At 63.4% G+C, this 14,814-nt stretch carries 18 protein-coding genes; 7 read left to right on the forward strand and 11 right to left on the reverse strand.

Features of this window, described 5'->3' with window-relative positions; all coding sequences use genetic code 11:
- The first annotated feature begins 130 nt into the window (after window positions 1–130).
- Window positions 131–436, forward strand: coding sequence for a putative quinol monooxygenase (locus ABXS05_RS33935; RefSeq protein ID WP_311938759.1), 306 nt, complete (start codon window positions 131–133; stop codon window positions 434–436).
- A 37-nt stretch (window positions 437–473) separates the two neighbouring features.
- On the opposite strand, the gene ABXS05_RS33940 is transcribed toward ABXS05_RS33935, so the two are convergent.
- Window positions 474–1,382, reverse strand: a complete 909-nt coding sequence (locus ABXS05_RS33940; protein ID WP_311938757.1) for a DMT family transporter — start codon at window positions 1,380–1,382, stop codon at window positions 474–476.
- A gap of 87 nt (window positions 1,383–1,469) precedes the next feature.
- On the opposite strand from ABXS05_RS33940, the gene ABXS05_RS33945 reads away from it, so the two are divergent.
- Entirely contained in the window at window positions 1,470–2,396 is a 927-nt protein-coding gene (locus ABXS05_RS33945) for a LysR family transcriptional regulator (RefSeq protein WP_311938755.1), read from the forward strand.
- Between the two features lie 14 nt (window positions 2,397–2,410).
- Here the strand turns inward: ABXS05_RS33945 and ABXS05_RS33950 are convergent, their stop codons facing one another.
- Window positions 2,411–3,049 (reverse strand): glutathione S-transferase family protein, encoded by a 639-nt coding sequence (locus ABXS05_RS33950; RefSeq protein WP_311938753.1) that lies wholly within the window; start codon window positions 3,047–3,049, stop codon window positions 2,411–2,413.
- Window positions 3,050–3,344: 295 nt separating this feature from the next.
- Complete coding sequence (gene rpsD, locus ABXS05_RS33955; protein WP_068294931.1) at window positions 3,345–3,962, reverse strand: 30S ribosomal protein S4; 618 nt, start codon at window positions 3,960–3,962, stop codon at window positions 3,345–3,347.
- A gap of 462 nt (window positions 3,963–4,424) precedes the next feature.
- On the opposite strand from rpsD, the gene ABXS05_RS33960 reads away from it, so the two are divergent.
- Genes ABXS05_RS33960 through ABXS05_RS33970 form a run of 3 tightly spaced genes read left to right on the forward strand, consistent with a single transcriptional unit; the run spans window position 4,425 to window position 6,527 of the window.
- Window positions 4,425–4,787, forward strand: a complete 363-nt coding sequence (locus ABXS05_RS33960) for a hypothetical protein (protein ID WP_367626962.1) — start codon at window positions 4,425–4,427, stop codon at window positions 4,785–4,787.
- A gap of 15 nt (window positions 4,788–4,802) precedes the next feature.
- The gene (locus tag ABXS05_RS33965) at window positions 4,803–5,819 is read left to right on the forward strand and encodes a serine hydrolase domain-containing protein (protein ID WP_367626963.1); all 1,017 of its coding nucleotides are present in this window, start codon (window positions 4,803–4,805) and stop codon (window positions 5,817–5,819) included.
- A gap of 3 nt (window positions 5,820–5,822) precedes the next feature.
- Window positions 5,823–6,527, forward strand: coding sequence for a DUF930 domain-containing protein (locus ABXS05_RS33970; protein WP_367626964.1), 705 nt, complete (start codon window positions 5,823–5,825; stop codon window positions 6,525–6,527).
- A gap of 64 nt (window positions 6,528–6,591) precedes the next feature.
- Here ABXS05_RS33970 and ABXS05_RS33975 read toward each other — a convergent pair whose 3' ends face one another.
- The 8 genes from ABXS05_RS33975 to ABXS05_RS34010 form a co-directional block, all read right to left on the reverse strand.
- Complete coding sequence (locus ABXS05_RS33975; protein ID WP_367626965.1) at window positions 6,592–6,873, reverse strand: hypothetical protein; 282 nt, start codon at window positions 6,871–6,873, stop codon at window positions 6,592–6,594.
- 106 nt (window positions 6,874–6,979) lie between these two features.
- On the reverse strand, window positions 6,980–7,684 hold the full coding sequence (locus tag ABXS05_RS33980) for a hypothetical protein (RefSeq protein WP_367626966.1): 705 nt from the start codon (window positions 7,682–7,684) through the stop codon (window positions 6,980–6,982).
- 40 nt (window positions 7,685–7,724) lie between these two features.
- A complete protein-coding gene (locus tag ABXS05_RS33985) occupies window positions 7,725–8,288 on the reverse strand; it encodes a DUF4337 family protein (RefSeq protein ID WP_367626967.1) in 564 nt (187 codons plus the stop codon).
- A gap of 267 nt (window positions 8,289–8,555) precedes the next feature.
- Complete coding sequence (locus tag ABXS05_RS33990) at window positions 8,556–8,801, reverse strand: GlsB/YeaQ/YmgE family stress response membrane protein (protein ID WP_311938738.1); 246 nt, start codon at window positions 8,799–8,801, stop codon at window positions 8,556–8,558.
- A 28-nt stretch (window positions 8,802–8,829) separates the two neighbouring features.
- Window positions 8,830–9,084, reverse strand: coding sequence for a PsiF family protein (locus ABXS05_RS33995; RefSeq protein WP_068294909.1), 255 nt, complete (start codon window positions 9,082–9,084; stop codon window positions 8,830–8,832).
- Window positions 9,085–9,238: 154 nt separating this feature from the next.
- Window positions 9,239–10,060, reverse strand: a complete 822-nt coding sequence (murI, locus tag ABXS05_RS34000; protein WP_367626968.1) for a glutamate racemase — start codon at window positions 10,058–10,060, stop codon at window positions 9,239–9,241.
- 248 nt (window positions 10,061–10,308) lie between these two features.
- On the reverse strand, window positions 10,309–10,806 hold the full coding sequence (locus ABXS05_RS34005) for a CYTH domain-containing protein (RefSeq protein WP_367626969.1): 498 nt from the start codon (window positions 10,804–10,806) through the stop codon (window positions 10,309–10,311).
- A 73-nt stretch (window positions 10,807–10,879) separates the two neighbouring features.
- Window positions 10,880–11,626, reverse strand: coding sequence for an RNA methyltransferase (locus ABXS05_RS34010; protein WP_367626970.1), 747 nt, complete (start codon window positions 11,624–11,626; stop codon window positions 10,880–10,882).
- Between the two features lie 254 nt (window positions 11,627–11,880).
- Between ABXS05_RS34010 and ABXS05_RS34015 the strand changes: the two genes are divergently transcribed.
- Together ABXS05_RS34015 and ABXS05_RS34020 are read left to right on the forward strand one after the other, a co-directional pair.
- The gene (locus tag ABXS05_RS34015; RefSeq protein WP_367626971.1) at window positions 11,881–12,129 is read left to right on the forward strand and encodes a hypothetical protein; all 249 of its coding nucleotides are present in this window, start codon (window positions 11,881–11,883) and stop codon (window positions 12,127–12,129) included.
- Window positions 12,130–12,469: 340 nt separating this feature from the next.
- Window positions 12,470–14,710, forward strand: a complete 2,241-nt coding sequence (locus ABXS05_RS34020) for an NADP-dependent isocitrate dehydrogenase (RefSeq protein WP_367626972.1) — start codon at window positions 12,470–12,472, stop codon at window positions 14,708–14,710.
- Window positions 14,711–14,814 lie beyond the last annotated feature (104 nt).

The raw sequence follows: 14,814 nt of genomic DNA on the forward strand, positions 1-14,814 counted from the left end.
TCGATAACTCAAACCTTTGCAGCAGGCACATAAAATAACCCCGCCAAAAATGGCGGGGTTTGTCAGCGGTCTGAGCCAGGCTTTCAAAGCCTGGCTTTTTCTTTGGGCAGGGCCAGATCGGGAGAGACCCATGAGCAAATTGCTGATCGTCGGAACCGTGCGCCTGCCGGCCGCCAACCTGGCCGCGGCGCGCCCAGCCATGAAACGCATGGTGGAGAGCAGCCGTGCCGAGGAGGGCTGCGAGGAATATTCCTACGCCGAGGACGTGCTCGATGCCGGTCTCATCCATGTGAAGGAGATCTGGCGTGATGCAGTTGCCCTTGACCGCCATTTCGCCTCGCGGCACATCGCAGAGTGGCGGGCGAGCTGGCCCGCACTCGGCATCGGCGAACGCAATCTGCACTGTTACGAGATCGGCACGCCCCGCCCGACATGAGGCGAGATAGGGGCTGGTCTCCAGACCAGCCCCTATGTTACCGGCCCTTCATTACGTTGACGATCACCACGCCGAGGATCGCCAGCGCGCCGCCCAGCATGCCGACGGGCGTCGGCACCTCGCCGAGCCAGAGGAAGCCGATCAGCGTGGCCGTGGGCGGCACGCCATAAAGGAAGTTGGAAGCCCGCGCCGCCGAAAGCCGCTTGAGGGCGATGGCCCAGGTGACATAGCCGATGGCGGTGGGAAAGATCACGAGATAGGCGACCGCCCAGTTGACCTCGGCCGGGGCGACCGCCATGGCGCGGAGCGTGGTGGGCACCGCCGGCAGCAACGGCAAGGCGCCGATGAACAGGATCCAGGCCGTGATCGCCAGGGCCGGGAACCGCCCGAGCAGCGGCTTCTGCAGCACGCTGGCAATGGCGGCGCACACCGCAGCCCCGAAGATCATCAGCGCATTGGGATCGAGCTTGAAGCCCGTATCCGTCGCCACGGCGATCAGCGCGACGCCGGCGAAAGAGGTGGCGGTACCCACCCAGCCCCAGCGCCCGAAACGCTCGCCGAGCGCGAAGATCGCAATCAGGGCGGTGAGCACCGGCATGGTGTTGATGATGAAGCTGGCAGGGCCGGCCGGCACGGTCTGCTCGCCGGTGTTGAGCAGCACGGCATAGACGGCAATGAACAACACGGCAGCAATGGCTAGGCGCAGGAAGTCCCGCGGCAGCGGCATGGGCGGACGCACAGCCACCAGATAGGCCAGACCGATGGCCCCCGCCGCGACATAGCGCGCTGCGGCAAGCTCCATCGGCGTCAGGGCCGTCAGGCAGACGCGGATCAGCGCGAAGGACGAGGCCCAGGAGAGAATGGTCACCAGAATGGCGCCGAAGGCGACCGCGTCGAATCCGCTCTTCTTTTTGGTTGCCTCGGCTTCACAGGCCACGCTGCTCATTATCGTCTCCCGACTCTCAGTGACCTCCGTGACCTATCTCCGTTTGCCGTGCTTGAAAAGCACCTCAATCAATGATCTTGTGTGTCCATGGTTCACAGCTCGCCCAGCCTTCCGCCGCTCGACACGCTCGAAACCTTCGCGCGCGCGGCACGCCTCGGCTCCTTCTCGGCTGCGGCTGAGGAGAGCGGCGTCACCCATGGCGCGGTCTCCCGTCAGGTGTCGCGCCTGGAGCGCTGGATGGGCGTACGCCTGTTCGAACGCAAGGCCCGCGGTGTCAACCTGACGCCGGAGGGCATGCGCTTCTTCGCCCGGACAGAGGAGGCCCTGGCACTGCTCGGCAATAGTGGCGAGCGCTGGTCGCCCCGCCGCGCCAAGGCGGTGGTACGCCTGTCGGTGACGCCCTCGGTCGCCTCGCTCTGGCTGTTTCCCCGCCTTGCCCGTTTGGAAGGCAGCGACATCCATCTTGAACTGGTCCTCGAACATCGCTTGGCGGATCTCGGCGAAGGCAGCGATCTGGCGATACGCTGCGGCAAGGGACCTTGGGCCGGCGTGCGTGGCGTGCAGCTCTGGCGGGAGGAGGCCTTTCCGATCGCCTCCCCGGCCCTCGCCGAACGCCTGCGGCACGGCAAGCACGCGCAGGCTCTGCTCGAACTGCCGATCCTGCACGATTCCAATATCGAGGGATGGCGGCGCTGGCTGTCGCCGGAAGGCGTGGATTATGTGCCGCGTGGCCAGGACCGCCGCTTCGAGGACTATAATCTGGTCATCGATGCCTGCTGCCAGGGGCTGGGCATCGCGCTGGCGCGCCCGCCTCTTTCCAGCGCCGCCCTGGCGGACGGACGCCTGGTGCCGGTTTCAGACCGAACGATCGATTACCACGTGGCTTTTCATCTGATCCGCTCGGACGAGGCCCTGCGGGCCCCCGCCGCGGAGCTTGCCGGACGCCTTCTGCGCGAGGCGGGCCACGACGAGGCTGATATCGCAGCCTTTACCGCTCCGGGGCGGAAGGGCTGAGCGAGCCGCCCCGCTCAGTTCTCCTGCTCGCCGAAATGCCGGCGCCAGATCGGCGCGATGACAGGCCGCTGCGCCACGGTCTCGGCGATGCGGGTCAGCTTCGGGCATTCCCTGGCGCGCCATTCATTGCCGATCGCCCAATTGCTGATGGCGGCGATGGCGAGATCGATGGCCGAAAAGCCCGACAACAGGAAGCTGCCTTCGGCGCTGGCCGCCTGCTCCACCAATTGCCAGCGTTCGCGGATGCGCTGGCGCACACGCGAACGCATTGCGGTCTCATGCGTCTCGGGCGGAGCAAATCGCAAGGGATAGTCGTAGAGTTCGATGAGAGGATAGATCTCGGCCGCCACATGGATCAGCCAGCGCAGGGCATGGCGGCGGTCCGGGGCATCAAGAGCCGGCATCAATCGCGCTTCGGGATGTTCTTCGCTCAAAGCCAGCAGAATGGCAGCCGACTGTACGATCGTGGTTCCGTCGTTGAAGCGCAGCGCCGGGATCTTACCCAATGGATTGATCGCAAGATATTGAGCGTTGTGCTGCTCGTCCTTGGTCAGATCGATATCGATCAGGTGAACGTCCTGCCCCGCCTCGGCCAAAGCGGCCTCGACCATGAAAGAGCCGGAATCCGGTTCGCCCCAAAGCGTGTAAACCATACAGACCTCTTAGCATCGACCGGCTGCAGGCCGGTCACCTCCCGACATTTTGCGGCGATCGCGAAAGACCGCCCCAACCTCTTACTTATTGGTTATGTGCAGCCCCTGCCGCTGTTCTTGCTTGTTTCGCCGGCTCGTCAGATCCGACCATAAGCGACTGAGCCGGCGTGTCGCATGATCTTTTTGCAATACGGCCATCCCGATTTGCGGACCTTCCAGAGTGCGCAGTCAGACCGGCCAAGAAAAAGGGCCGCCAAAATGGCGGCCCTCATGTAGTCTTTCAACTCGTATTCGCTTAGCGCGAATAGAATTCGACGACCAGGTTCGGTTCCATCTGGACCGGATAAGGCACGTCCTGCAGCGTGGGAACGCGGACATACTTGGCGGTCAGCTTGGAATGATCGACTTCGATGTAGTCGGGAACGTCGCGCTCGCCTGAAGCAACGGCCTCGAGCACCAGCACGAGCTGCTTGGAGGCTTCCTTGACCTCGACGACATCGCCCGGCCTGACCTTGTAGGAGGGGATGTTGACGCGGCGGCCGTTGACCTTGACGTGGCCGTGGCTGACGAACTGGCGAGCAGCGAACACGGTCGGCACGAACTTGGAGCGATACACCACCGCATCCAGGCGCTGCTCGAGCAGGCCGATGAGGTTGGCGGAGCTGTCGCCCTTCAGGCGGCGAGCTTCTTCATAGATCTTGCGGAACTGCTTTTCCGAGATCGAGCCGTAATAGCCCTTCAGCTTCTGCTTGGCGCGGAGCTGGGTGCCGAAGTCGGACATCTTGCCCTTGCGGCGCTGGCCGTGCTGGCCCGGACCGTACTCGCGGCGATTGACGGGGCTCTTCGGGCGACCCCAGATATTCTCGCCAAGGCGGCGATCGATCTTGTACTTAGCGTTATGGCGCTTCGACATTCGCGTCCTCTATGGTTTGCGAAGTTTATGAGGAACGCGCCCTCCTCTCCCGGAACCCGGGCGACAGACAGCCGGAGAACCGGCCGTCACGGGAGCGTAAAACATCACGCGGGACCCGAAGGCCCCGCGTGTGGCGTTCGCTTAGTCGAAAGATCGCCGCATGTCAATTCCAAGACAGGATCCGCTTGCCTGTATCCGGGGCAATCGGGTGAACGAAAAATAGCGTCATCCCGTGCGTGATGCAGCACGAAATGCTGCGTCGCAGACACGGGACCATCTCGATGATGCATCAAAGTCGGCTCACGGTCCCGGATCTTCACCGCATCATTGCGTGCTGCGGTGCAGATCCGGGATGACCCCAACCTTTTCACCCGATTGCCCTGTCCCTGTATCCTGGGCAACTCGACAGTAGCATGGCGGGTGACTAGCTTGAGCAAACTCGGCCCATGTGAGTCTTCATTGATGAAAACCCTTTTTCTCTCCGCTGCATTTCTGGCGGCCTCGTTGAGCTTTGCCAGTGCAGCACCGCTCGAAACCTATACGGCCCGCCTCTCCAGCGCCGATCATTTCAACACGAATGGCGAAAGATTGACCTCCGTCGCCGCGATCATCCGGCAGGACCGCGCCAATTTCTATCTGGGCTATCATCGCGACAGGGAAGACGAACCCGACCGCTTCTTCTCCAGCAAGGAAAACCGCGCGCGGCTGGAGAGCATGCTCAATCGCGGCCGCATCAGTGCCTCTGCGGCGGAGGCCGTCATCAACGGATCGCCGCTGATCAATGTCGAGATCTACGAGGATTTCATCGCAGTAACCGTCGAATAGACCGGACGCGGAGCGATGAGGCGGCTCCCCATCCTCGCACTCCTCATCGCCTGCATCATCGGCCCGTCCTCCCCGGCACGGGCCGAACCCGGCCGACATTGGCAGACCGCCCCGGCCGAAAACGGCTGGACCGACGAAATCGCCAAGGCTGTCACCGCCTTTGCTGCGACCCACCACCCGACTGCCCTGGCCGTGATCCGGGACGACCATATCATCGCCAGCGCCGGCGACCTCAGCCGGCGCGTCAACGTCGCCTCGGTGCGCAAAAGCCTCCTCAGCGCGCTCTACGGCATTGCCGTCGGTGAGGGCAAGATCTCGCTTGGCGACAGCCTGGAAAAGCTCGGTATCGACGATACCTCGCCAGCCCTGACCGCCGCCGAAAAGCAGGCTGATATCCGCGACCTCTTGATGGCCCGATCCGGTGTCTACCATCCTGCCGCCTATGAGACCGCGGACATCCGCAATAAGCGCCCGGCACGCGGAAGCCATCCGCACGGTACGTTCTGGTTCTACAACAATTGGGACTTCAACGTCCTCGGTACGATCTATCGCCAAGCGGGTGGCGAAGACATCTTCACGAGTTTCGAAAAGCGCATCGCCCGCCCGATCGGCATGGAGGACTTTTCGGCCCGTGACGGGCGCTACGTTCTGTCGCCCCAGTCGCGCCATCCGGCCTATCCCTTCCGCATGAGCGCAAGGGACCTTGCGCGCTTCGGCCTGCTCTTCCTCAACCAGGGCCGCTGGAACGGCCGCCAGATCGTCCCCGCCGACTGGGTTCGCCGGTCCACTGCCGCCTATTCTCCCGTGCCCAAGCGCAAGAGTGCCTACGGCTATCTATGGTGGTCCCTGCCTTCCGAGAACTGGGGCGAAGGTGCGGCCATGGCAGCAGGCTATGGCGGTCAATTCCTTGCCTATATTCCGACAAAACGCCTCGTCATGGTGCAGACCATCGATCCGGCGCAGAATCCGGCCGGCATCCATATGAAGGATTTCATGGTGCTGATGCAGCAGATCGCCACGGCCGCTCCCTGAGCGATGCCTGCCGCCACGCTCCCGCAGAATCGTACCATATCCTTCGGTCTGCCGGCGGCGCTGCTGCTGCATGCCATCGCCCTTGCCCTGCTGTTCCTGCTTCCTCGGCCCGCTCCGCTGGAACAGCCTCCAGAAAACAGCATCGAGGTCGAATTCGTCGCGGAAATACCAAAGCCGGCGGCGCCAGCGCCGCAGCCTCCTGCGCTGCCGGCCAGACCGCAGGCGCAGGCCCCGTCGGCGGAGAGCGTTCCGCAGGAAGGAGCGCGCCCTCCCAGGCCGAGCGAAGCCCTGCCACCGCCACCGCCACCGGCGATGATCCAGGCCCGGAAGATCCTGTCCGATCTCGCTTTGGCGAATCCACGCAGCCGGCAGGCGAGGAAGATGCTGCCCCTCCTCGGCCGCGACGAACGCATGGAGCAATTGTGCAATATCGAGGCGATGGCCCAGTTGCGGGCCTGGAACCATGATCTCGAGCCCGACCTCACGATCGCCTATGCGCGGGCGGAAACGAGGATGGGAGATGCCGGCATCACGGCCGACGGCGCTGCTTTCCGGAGCCGGAAGCAGTGGTTCGCCTTGAAATATCGCTGCGACCTCACTGCGGACCTTGCCAGGGTCTCAGCGTTCGCATTCCAGGCCGGTGCAGCCATACCCAGGAAGGACTGGGAACGTTTCAACCTGCCCGCGAGCGACAAGCCGGACGACTGAAGCCGATGCAAAACGGCTTGCAATACCGCCCCTCGGAGCCGACCCCCTGCCCCATGGTTCGGGGCTATGTCTCGTCATGCCGCAGTGCGTCGGCGCGTTCATAGGTTTGCGCCGAGATCGGCGCCAATCCCGAACCGTCCAGCATGGCGTTGATGACCGCCTGCGCATGATCGAGCGCGCTGCCGGCGACATAGTCGCCATCGAGCCAGGCGGGCAGTTCATTGAGCACATTGGTGAGGCAGGCCAGAAGCAGGGCTTCGTTGTCGGTCAGGCTGCTCCTGATGCGCTTGAATTCGGCCGCCACGATGGTTGGGTGCTCGTCATGGGGCAAGGGCTGAAAGGTCATGGCGAACATCCCGACATCGTCGATGCCCGGCGGTCCATCGGCATCATGCCATGATGGCCCTTCACCGGAGATTGGAGAGGAAGAGGTTCCAATGCCACCCGCAATCTCAGGCCAATATGTTGACCGCCCGGGCGGCCACGAGGGCGACCGTCAGGAGCGAAATCATCGCCTCGGCGAGCATCAACAGCTTGGCCCTCGGGGTCAGCGGCATCGTGTCCGTCGGCGAGAATGCCGTGGCATTGGTGAAGGCCAGGAACAGATAGTCCACGAAGCCCGGCAGCCAGTCACGCAGTTGCGGATCGTTCAAGGTCATCTGCGGAAACAGGAAGTCGGAGCGGGCACGCTCGACCAGGCCGCAGGTCGGCGGTCCACCGCGATCCGTGCTCCAGAACCACAGGGTGAAGACGATGATGTTGGTCACCCAGATGTTGAGCGCATCGATCAGCAGGGTCGTGCCGTTGCCGGCGTGGCCTTCGATCAAGGCCCGCACCAGCAGAAACAAGGCGCCGCAATTCATGAAGCTGATGACGGCCGTCAGGATGAGGGCCGTCCGGCGGATCAGGATGCGAAAGCGATTGACCGCCTGCCAATGGTGATCGGCCACCGCATTGCGGATACCGGCCTGCGTCCATGCCGTGGCGATCGACAGCGGGATCAGCAATATCAGCTCGACGGCCGGGGCTAGCCAGCGAGGACCGAAGGAAAGCTGGTTGATCACCAACAATTGCAGGCACACGATGACCAGAACGGCGCCGCGCGCCAGCCAGAAATCGAGCGCCCGATGTCGAAAGACGATATGGCGTTCACGCATGGGAACCTCGGGGGGAACAGGCTCGATTGGAGAGCGAAAATCAGACATAGGCGAAGGCGGCGGCCACCAGGCCCAGCGCTCCGAGCGCCAGGGAGTACAGCCAGGGCCAGCGCCTGCCGCGGGTGATGATCGAGAGCGTCGCCACCGCGATGGCGACATGCAGCAGCGTTACCGCCAGGGTGAGGACATGGTGGCGATGGGCCCGTACCTCGCTGTCGCGCAACTTGGCGTCGACATGGCCTTCGATCTCGACGGCCTGGGTCTGAATCGCCTTGGCGTCGTCGTCGTTGTGCTTGGCCTTGGCAAGAAAGTCGTCCTTGCTCGGCCCCCCGCCCGCGGCCGCGATCTCATAGGCGTTCTTCTTGATGCTCTTGGCCTGATAGAAGGCCCACTGATCGCTGGCCCTGTTCTGCAGATAGGCTGCCTCGCTCTTGTCGTTGATGGCCTCGGCGGTCTCCAGCGACTCGAAACTGCCGATGGTGGCGGCCAGTACGGCGAGGACGGCAATCGTGACCGATACCGTGATCAGCAAGGGATTGCCCTCATGGGCCGCATGTTCGGCATGTTCGGCGTGCTCGAGATGTTCCTGCGTCGTGTCTTCCATCGCTCCATCCATCGACATTCAACAGTCGCTGGAGCGCCTCGTCGCAAGGAGCGTGCCATGAGGTCAATCGGCTGAAGAGCCCGGCCTTTGGTCACCTCCGGTTCTCAGCCGCGACAGGAGCGCCTGCACGCCATGGAGGAAACTACAAAAAGCGTAAGGGGCCGCCGGGCCGGGATCGGCCTCGCCAACGGAAAAGGGCATGCGACACTTCAAGGTCGCATGCCCTTTCTACGGCGCCGGCTCCGGCGCATTGCTCTCGGATCGAGGCTAGGCTCGCTTCAGCAATCGCAGTGCAAGAAGCAGGATGACGGCCCCAACGACCGCGAAGACGATTTCATTCACGATCGCACTCCCGACATGAATGGGAATGTGGGGCTGCAAGAAGCCACCGATGAACGAGCCGACCACGCCGACGATGAGATCGCCAATGAGGCCGAAACCGCCCCCGCTGACGAGCATGCCGGCAAGCCAGCCGGCGATGACTCCTACGATCAGGAACGTGAGCAGATGCATGGCACACCTCCGACGATGAGGTTAAGCCTCAACCAGCCTTGCCCCCGCTCTTCATGCAGGACTGACGGAACTTCTTGCGATCCTTGCCATGGAGCCCCTTGGCATCAGCCTGAGCGGAACAGGCCTGCGATGCCGCCGATTGCGGGGCCTTTGTCTTGGCTTTTGCGGGAGCGGTCGTCGCGGCGGGGGGCGTGGAAGGCGCAGGCGTTGCGGTCTGCGCAAGAGCACCGGTCGCGACAAATCCCGCGACGACGACGGAGGCCAACAGCGTGCTGATCTTCATGATGAGCGTTTCCAGGTTGAGCCCCCAACCCAACCGCAGGTTGCCACCGTTCCCACACCAACACAATGACGTTGCGATACATCCCAAAGTATAGGGTGGAGCACCAGGGCGCATCGTTTTAAGCGAAAACCGGCGTCCGTTTTCGGCGCGATGTCTAATGCCAGCGCGGCGGCATGGCCTCGACGGCGATGGCCGGCAGGCCGCGGGCGGTAAGCGCCGCCTTGAGGTCGTCGGTCAGTCCCGCGCCGCCGGTGAATACGGCCAGGCCGTCTTCCACCACCGTGCGCGCCGGAATCGGGCCAGCGAGATCGGCAGCGCGACGCGCGATGGCCGGGGCGGGATCGAGCCAGGTAACCGGCCATGGCGCCACCCGCTTCATCGCTTCCAGCACCAGGGGATAATGCGTACAGGCCAGCACCACCACGTCAGTCCGCTTGCCGTCGCGATCGACGAAACAGGGTGCGATCTCGCGGGCAATCGCAGCATCCTCGACGGGCTGGCCACGCAAGACGGCTTCCGCCAGGCTGGCCAGTCCCACCGCGCCGACGAGTTCCACCTCGATCGTGGCGGCGAAGGAACGGATCAGTTCACGCGTATAGTCGCGTTTGACGGTGCCCGGCGTCGCCAGGATCGCCACCCGCCCCGTCTGCGTCAACGCGGCGGCGGGCTTGATCGCGGGCACGGTGCCGACGAAAGGCACCGCGAAGCGCTGGCGCAGCACGGGCAGGACGACGGTGGAGATCGTGTTGCAGGCAATGACCACCAGGGACGGCTGGTAACGCGGGATCAGCCGCTCCATCACCTCGACGACGCGCTCGACCACGACGCCTTCGGCAAGGCGGCCATAGGGAAAAACGGCGTCGTCGGCGGCATAGACGAAGCGCGCGCCGGAAAGCGTCGCTCGCAATTCTGAAAATACGGTGAGGCCGCCAAGGCCGGAATCAAAGACAAGGACAGTTGGAGCGCGGTCAGACATGACCGCAGCTCCATAAACCGTGCCAGCCAGAAGGTCGACCCTGTGGGGCAAACTAGTTTGCCCGAGAAGGCTAGCCTTCATGGGACGCTCTTCGGAATGATCGATGCCATCCGGAATCAATCGCTGCATATTGGTTGCCCGTACGCACTACCCAACCGGGCGCACGCCTATTCAAACCCAGATGAGTGAATGAAGCGTTGCGATCGTGATCTTTTTTTGATCCCAAAGCGGCACGCGCGATAATTTCCTCACAGGACATCAGCCGGCAGCAATTCCTCACCCCAGCTTGCAAAGGGAAAGCGCGCCAGGTTCGAATTGCCGTAGCGCCGGTCGCCCGTCACTTCCTCGCCGACCCAGTCAGGCAATGGAACCGGCTGGTCTTCGTGCTCAAGCTCGACTTCGGCCAGCACCAGCCCGTGATTGGGGCCGGTGAAGACGTCGACGGCCCAGCGCAATCCAGCATGGTCGACGTCGTGGCGCGTCTTGGTGACCAAAGGCTCGATCGAGAAGCGCCGGATGATCTCGGCGGCGTCGGCCTGTGGGATCTCATACTCGAACTCATGGCGGCTGCGCGTGCCCGGTTCGCTCTTGAGCGTGATGAAGCCCTTGTCGCCGTAGATGCGGATGCGTGCCCGCAACAGAGGCGTGCGGCAGAAATAGCCCTGCCGGATGACGGCGGAGCCTCGAACCTGCGGGCGCCAATCGTCGTTGCGGACGAGGAATTTGCGTTCGATCTCGACAGCCATGCAACACCCATTCCGATGGAAATGGGCGCAGCCTAGCGAGGGCCTGTGACAGGTGTTCCGCGCTCGCCCCGGTTCAATCGCGCTTGATTCGCGTGCCGTTCCGGCTGCCGACGAGCGAGGCCACCGCACCACGCAGGGTCTGGACGTCCTGCTCGGTCATCGCCAGCCGGTGCCAGATGTTGCGGAAATTGCGCACCATCACCTCACGCTTTTCGGGCGGATAGAAGAAGGAGACGGCGTCGAGTTCCCCTTCCAGATAGTCGAAGAAGGCCAGCATGTGCTCGCGCGTCGCCGGCGGCGAGCTGCGGGTGGGTGCGATCGGCGCCCCGCCGCCCGAGACCAGTTTCCACCATTCATAGCCGACCAGCAGCACCGCCTGGGCGAGATTGATCGACTTGAAGGCCGGGCTGACCGGGAAGGAGATGATGGCATCGGCCAGGGCGACGTCGTCGTTGGAAAGCCCCATGCGCTCGGGCCCGAACAGGATGCCGCTGCGGGCGCCCTCTCCCGCCAGGGCCAGCATCCTGCCGGCCCCTTCGTCGGCGGCGAAGATATCCTTCATCTGGCCGCGCTCGCGCGCCGTGGTGGCGAAGACGTAATTGAGATCGGCGATGGCCTCTTCGGTCGTCTCGAACAGCTTGGCATTGTCCAGCACGGCCGAGGCGCCGGAGGAAGCCTGACGCGCGCCCTTTTTCGGCCAGCCGTCGCGCGGGGAGACCAGGCGCATCTCGCTGAGGCCGAAATTCATCATCGCGCGGGCGCACATCCCGATATTCTCGGCGAGCTGGGGGCGGACCAGGATCACGGCGGGAGGCGTCACGGCAGTGCTCGCATTCGACTGAGACATCACGAAAAAGGCCCGAAAACAGGAAAAGTCCGGGCTGCATAGACCATTCGGCGGATAAAGACAGCTTCTTTGCAAGCCCCCGAACCGGGACGGTCCATGTTCCCGCGGATACACGCCGCCGATCGGTGGCCGAGCCAATGTGCCCGAACGCACCGCCGGGCCGGATCTGCGTCGCTAGGATGCCTTCATCAACAAGGGCACGAAGCCCGGCTTAAAGGACCACGATTATGCGCAAGATCTTTCTGACCCTCGCTTTCGCTGCCACGGCCTTCACCGCCGCCACCGCTTCGTCCTTCGCCGATGATTGCGACAATGGCTATGCGAGCAACTATAATTATCCCACCTACTCCAATTCCTATCGCGTAACCCAGACCTATAGCCGCACGACCTATTACGATTGCCGGACGGTGAGCTATCGCGTCTGGGACGATTATGCGCAGAGCTACATCTATCGCACCCGCGAAGTGTGCAACTGACCGCAGCCTCCCGGTCCCCTCAATCCCAGACGATCTGCCGACACTCCCGTGAGCGCTGCTCCGGGAGTGTTTTGCCGTGCCGATCCTGCCCTCTCGGCAACCGTGGCATGGCCCGGGGCTGCGGCATAAATCAGTTGCCGAAGCCCGAAGCAGGTGGCAGTTTCAGGAGGTCATCGAGCGCCAAGTCGTCGAGATCGTCGCATCGAGGTCACCCGTTGCCGGAAAGACACGCCCCCTGACCATCCCCGTCCTGCAATTCGCGGAGCACTCAGCGCCGGCCCATGTGTCGGCGTGAGCGCCTTTTGTTGCCCTGATTCCGACCGACCAAGGAAGCCAGCGTATGAGCGCCACACCTCCCACCATCATCTACACGCTGACCGATGAAGCCCCGGCTTTGGCAACGGCCGCCTTCCTGCCCATCGTCCGCACCTTCGCGGCACCCGCCGGCATCGACGTCACCACCAGCGACATCTCGGTTGCCGGTCGCATCCTCGGCGAATTTCCGGAATTCCTGACCGATGCGCAGCGCGTTCCCGACAATCTCGCGGAGCTCGGCCGGTTGACGCTGCTGCCCGACACCAACATCATCAAGTTGCCCAATATCAGTGCCTCGGTAGCGCAGTTGACGGCCGCGATCCGGGAATTGCAGGCCAAGGGCTACAACATCCCGGACTATCCCGAGAACCCGAAATCGGACGAGGAAAAGGCGATCCGCGCCCGCTACGCCAAATGTATCGGCAGCGCCGTGAACCCGGTGCTGCGCGAGGGCAATTCGGATCGCCGCGCGCCGCTGGCGGTGAAGAACTACGCGCGCAAGAACCCGCACAGCATGGCCGAATGGAGCCAGGCCTCGCGCACGCATGTCTCCCACATGCATGATGGCGACTTCTACCATGGCGAGAAGTCGATGACGCTCGACAAGGCGCGCGACGTGAAGATGGAGCTGATCACCACCAGCGGCAAGACCATCGTCCTCAAGCCCAAAGTCTCGCTGCAGGACGGCGAGATCATCGATTCCATGTTCATGAGCAAGAAGGCGCTGCTGGATTTCTACGAGAAGCAGATCGAGGACGCGCACAAGACCGGGGTGATGTTCTCGCTCCATGTGAAGGCCACGATGATGAAGGTATCGCACCCCATCGTGTTCGGCCATTGCGTGAAGATCTTCTACCGCGATGCCTTCGCCAAGCATGGCAAGCTGTTCGACGAGCTCGGCGTCAACGTCAACAACGGCATGGTCGACCTCTACAACAAGATCGCAACCCTGCCGCAAAGCCTGCAGGACGAGATCAAGCGCGACCTGCATGCCTGCCACGAGCACCGGCCGGAACTGGCCATGGTCGACTCGGCCAAGGGAATCACCAATTTCCACTCGCCCAACGACATCATCGTGGACGCCTCCATGCCCGCCATGATCCGCAATGGCGGCAAGATGTGGGGTGCCGACGGCCGGCTGAAGGACGTCAAGGCCGTGATGCCGGAAAGCACTTTCGCCCGCATCTACCAGGAGATGATCAATTTCTGTAAATGGCATGGTGCCTTCGATCCACGCACCATGGGCACCGTGCCGAATGTCGGGCTGATGGCGCAGCAGGCCGAGGAATATGGCTCGCACGACAAGACCTTCGAGGTCCCCGAGGACGGCGTGGCCAACATCACCGATCTCGCGACCGGCGAGGTGCTGCTGAGCGAGACTGTCGAGCAGGGGGACATCTGGCGCATGTGCCAGGTCAAGGACGCCGCCGTTCGCGACTGGGTCAAGCTCGCGGTCACGCGCGCCCGCAATTCCGGCATGCCCGCTCTGTTCTGGCTGGACCCCTATCGTCCGCACGAGGCGCAGCTGATCGCCAAGGTGAAGGCCTATCTCGCCGAGCACGACACCACCGGCCTCGACATCCAGATCATGAGCCAGGTGCGCGCCATGCGCTACACGCTGGAGCGCGTGATCCGCGGCCTGGATACGATTTCCGTCACCGGCAACATCCTGCGCGATTATCTCACCGATCTCTTCCCCATCATGGAACTCGGCACCTCGGCCAAGATGCTGTCCATCGTGCCCCTGATGGCCGGCGGCGGCATGTATGAAACGGGCGCCGGCGGCTCGGCGCCCAAACACGTGCAGCAATTGGTGGAGGAAAACCATCTGCGCTGGGATTCGCTGGGCGAGTTCCTGGCGCTGGCGGTCTCGCTCGAGGATCTCGGCATCAAGACGGGCAATGCCAAGGCCAAGCTGCTCGCTAAGACGTTGGACTCCGCCACCGGCAAGCTCCTGGACAACAGGAAGTCCCCCTCGCCCCGCACCGGCGAATTGGACAATCGCGGCAGCCAATTCTACCTGGCCCTGTACTGGGCCCAGGAACTCGCCGCCCAGACGGAGGACCCGGCCCTGCAGGCGCAGTTCAAGCCGCTGGCCGAGGCGCTGGCGCGCGACGAGGCCAAGATCCTGGCCGAGCTCGCAGCCGTGCAAGGCAAGCCCGCGGATATCGGCGGCTATTATCTGCCCGACCGGCAGAAATGCGAGGCGGTGATGCGGCCGAGCGCCACCCTCAACGCCGTGCTGGCGCAAGCGGGAGCAGCATAGACCCGAGTTTAGCCCAACCGACAGTTGCGCTTGCATGAAGGAAGGCGGGACATGCGGAGTGTCGGCCGGAGGCTGACACTCCCACTCCCGCTCAATACAAATGT

It is taken from the genome of Labrys neptuniae, from assembly GCF_040797145.1.
Classification (GTDB): Bacteria; Pseudomonadota; Alphaproteobacteria; order Rhizobiales; family Labraceae; genus Labrys; species Labrys neptuniae.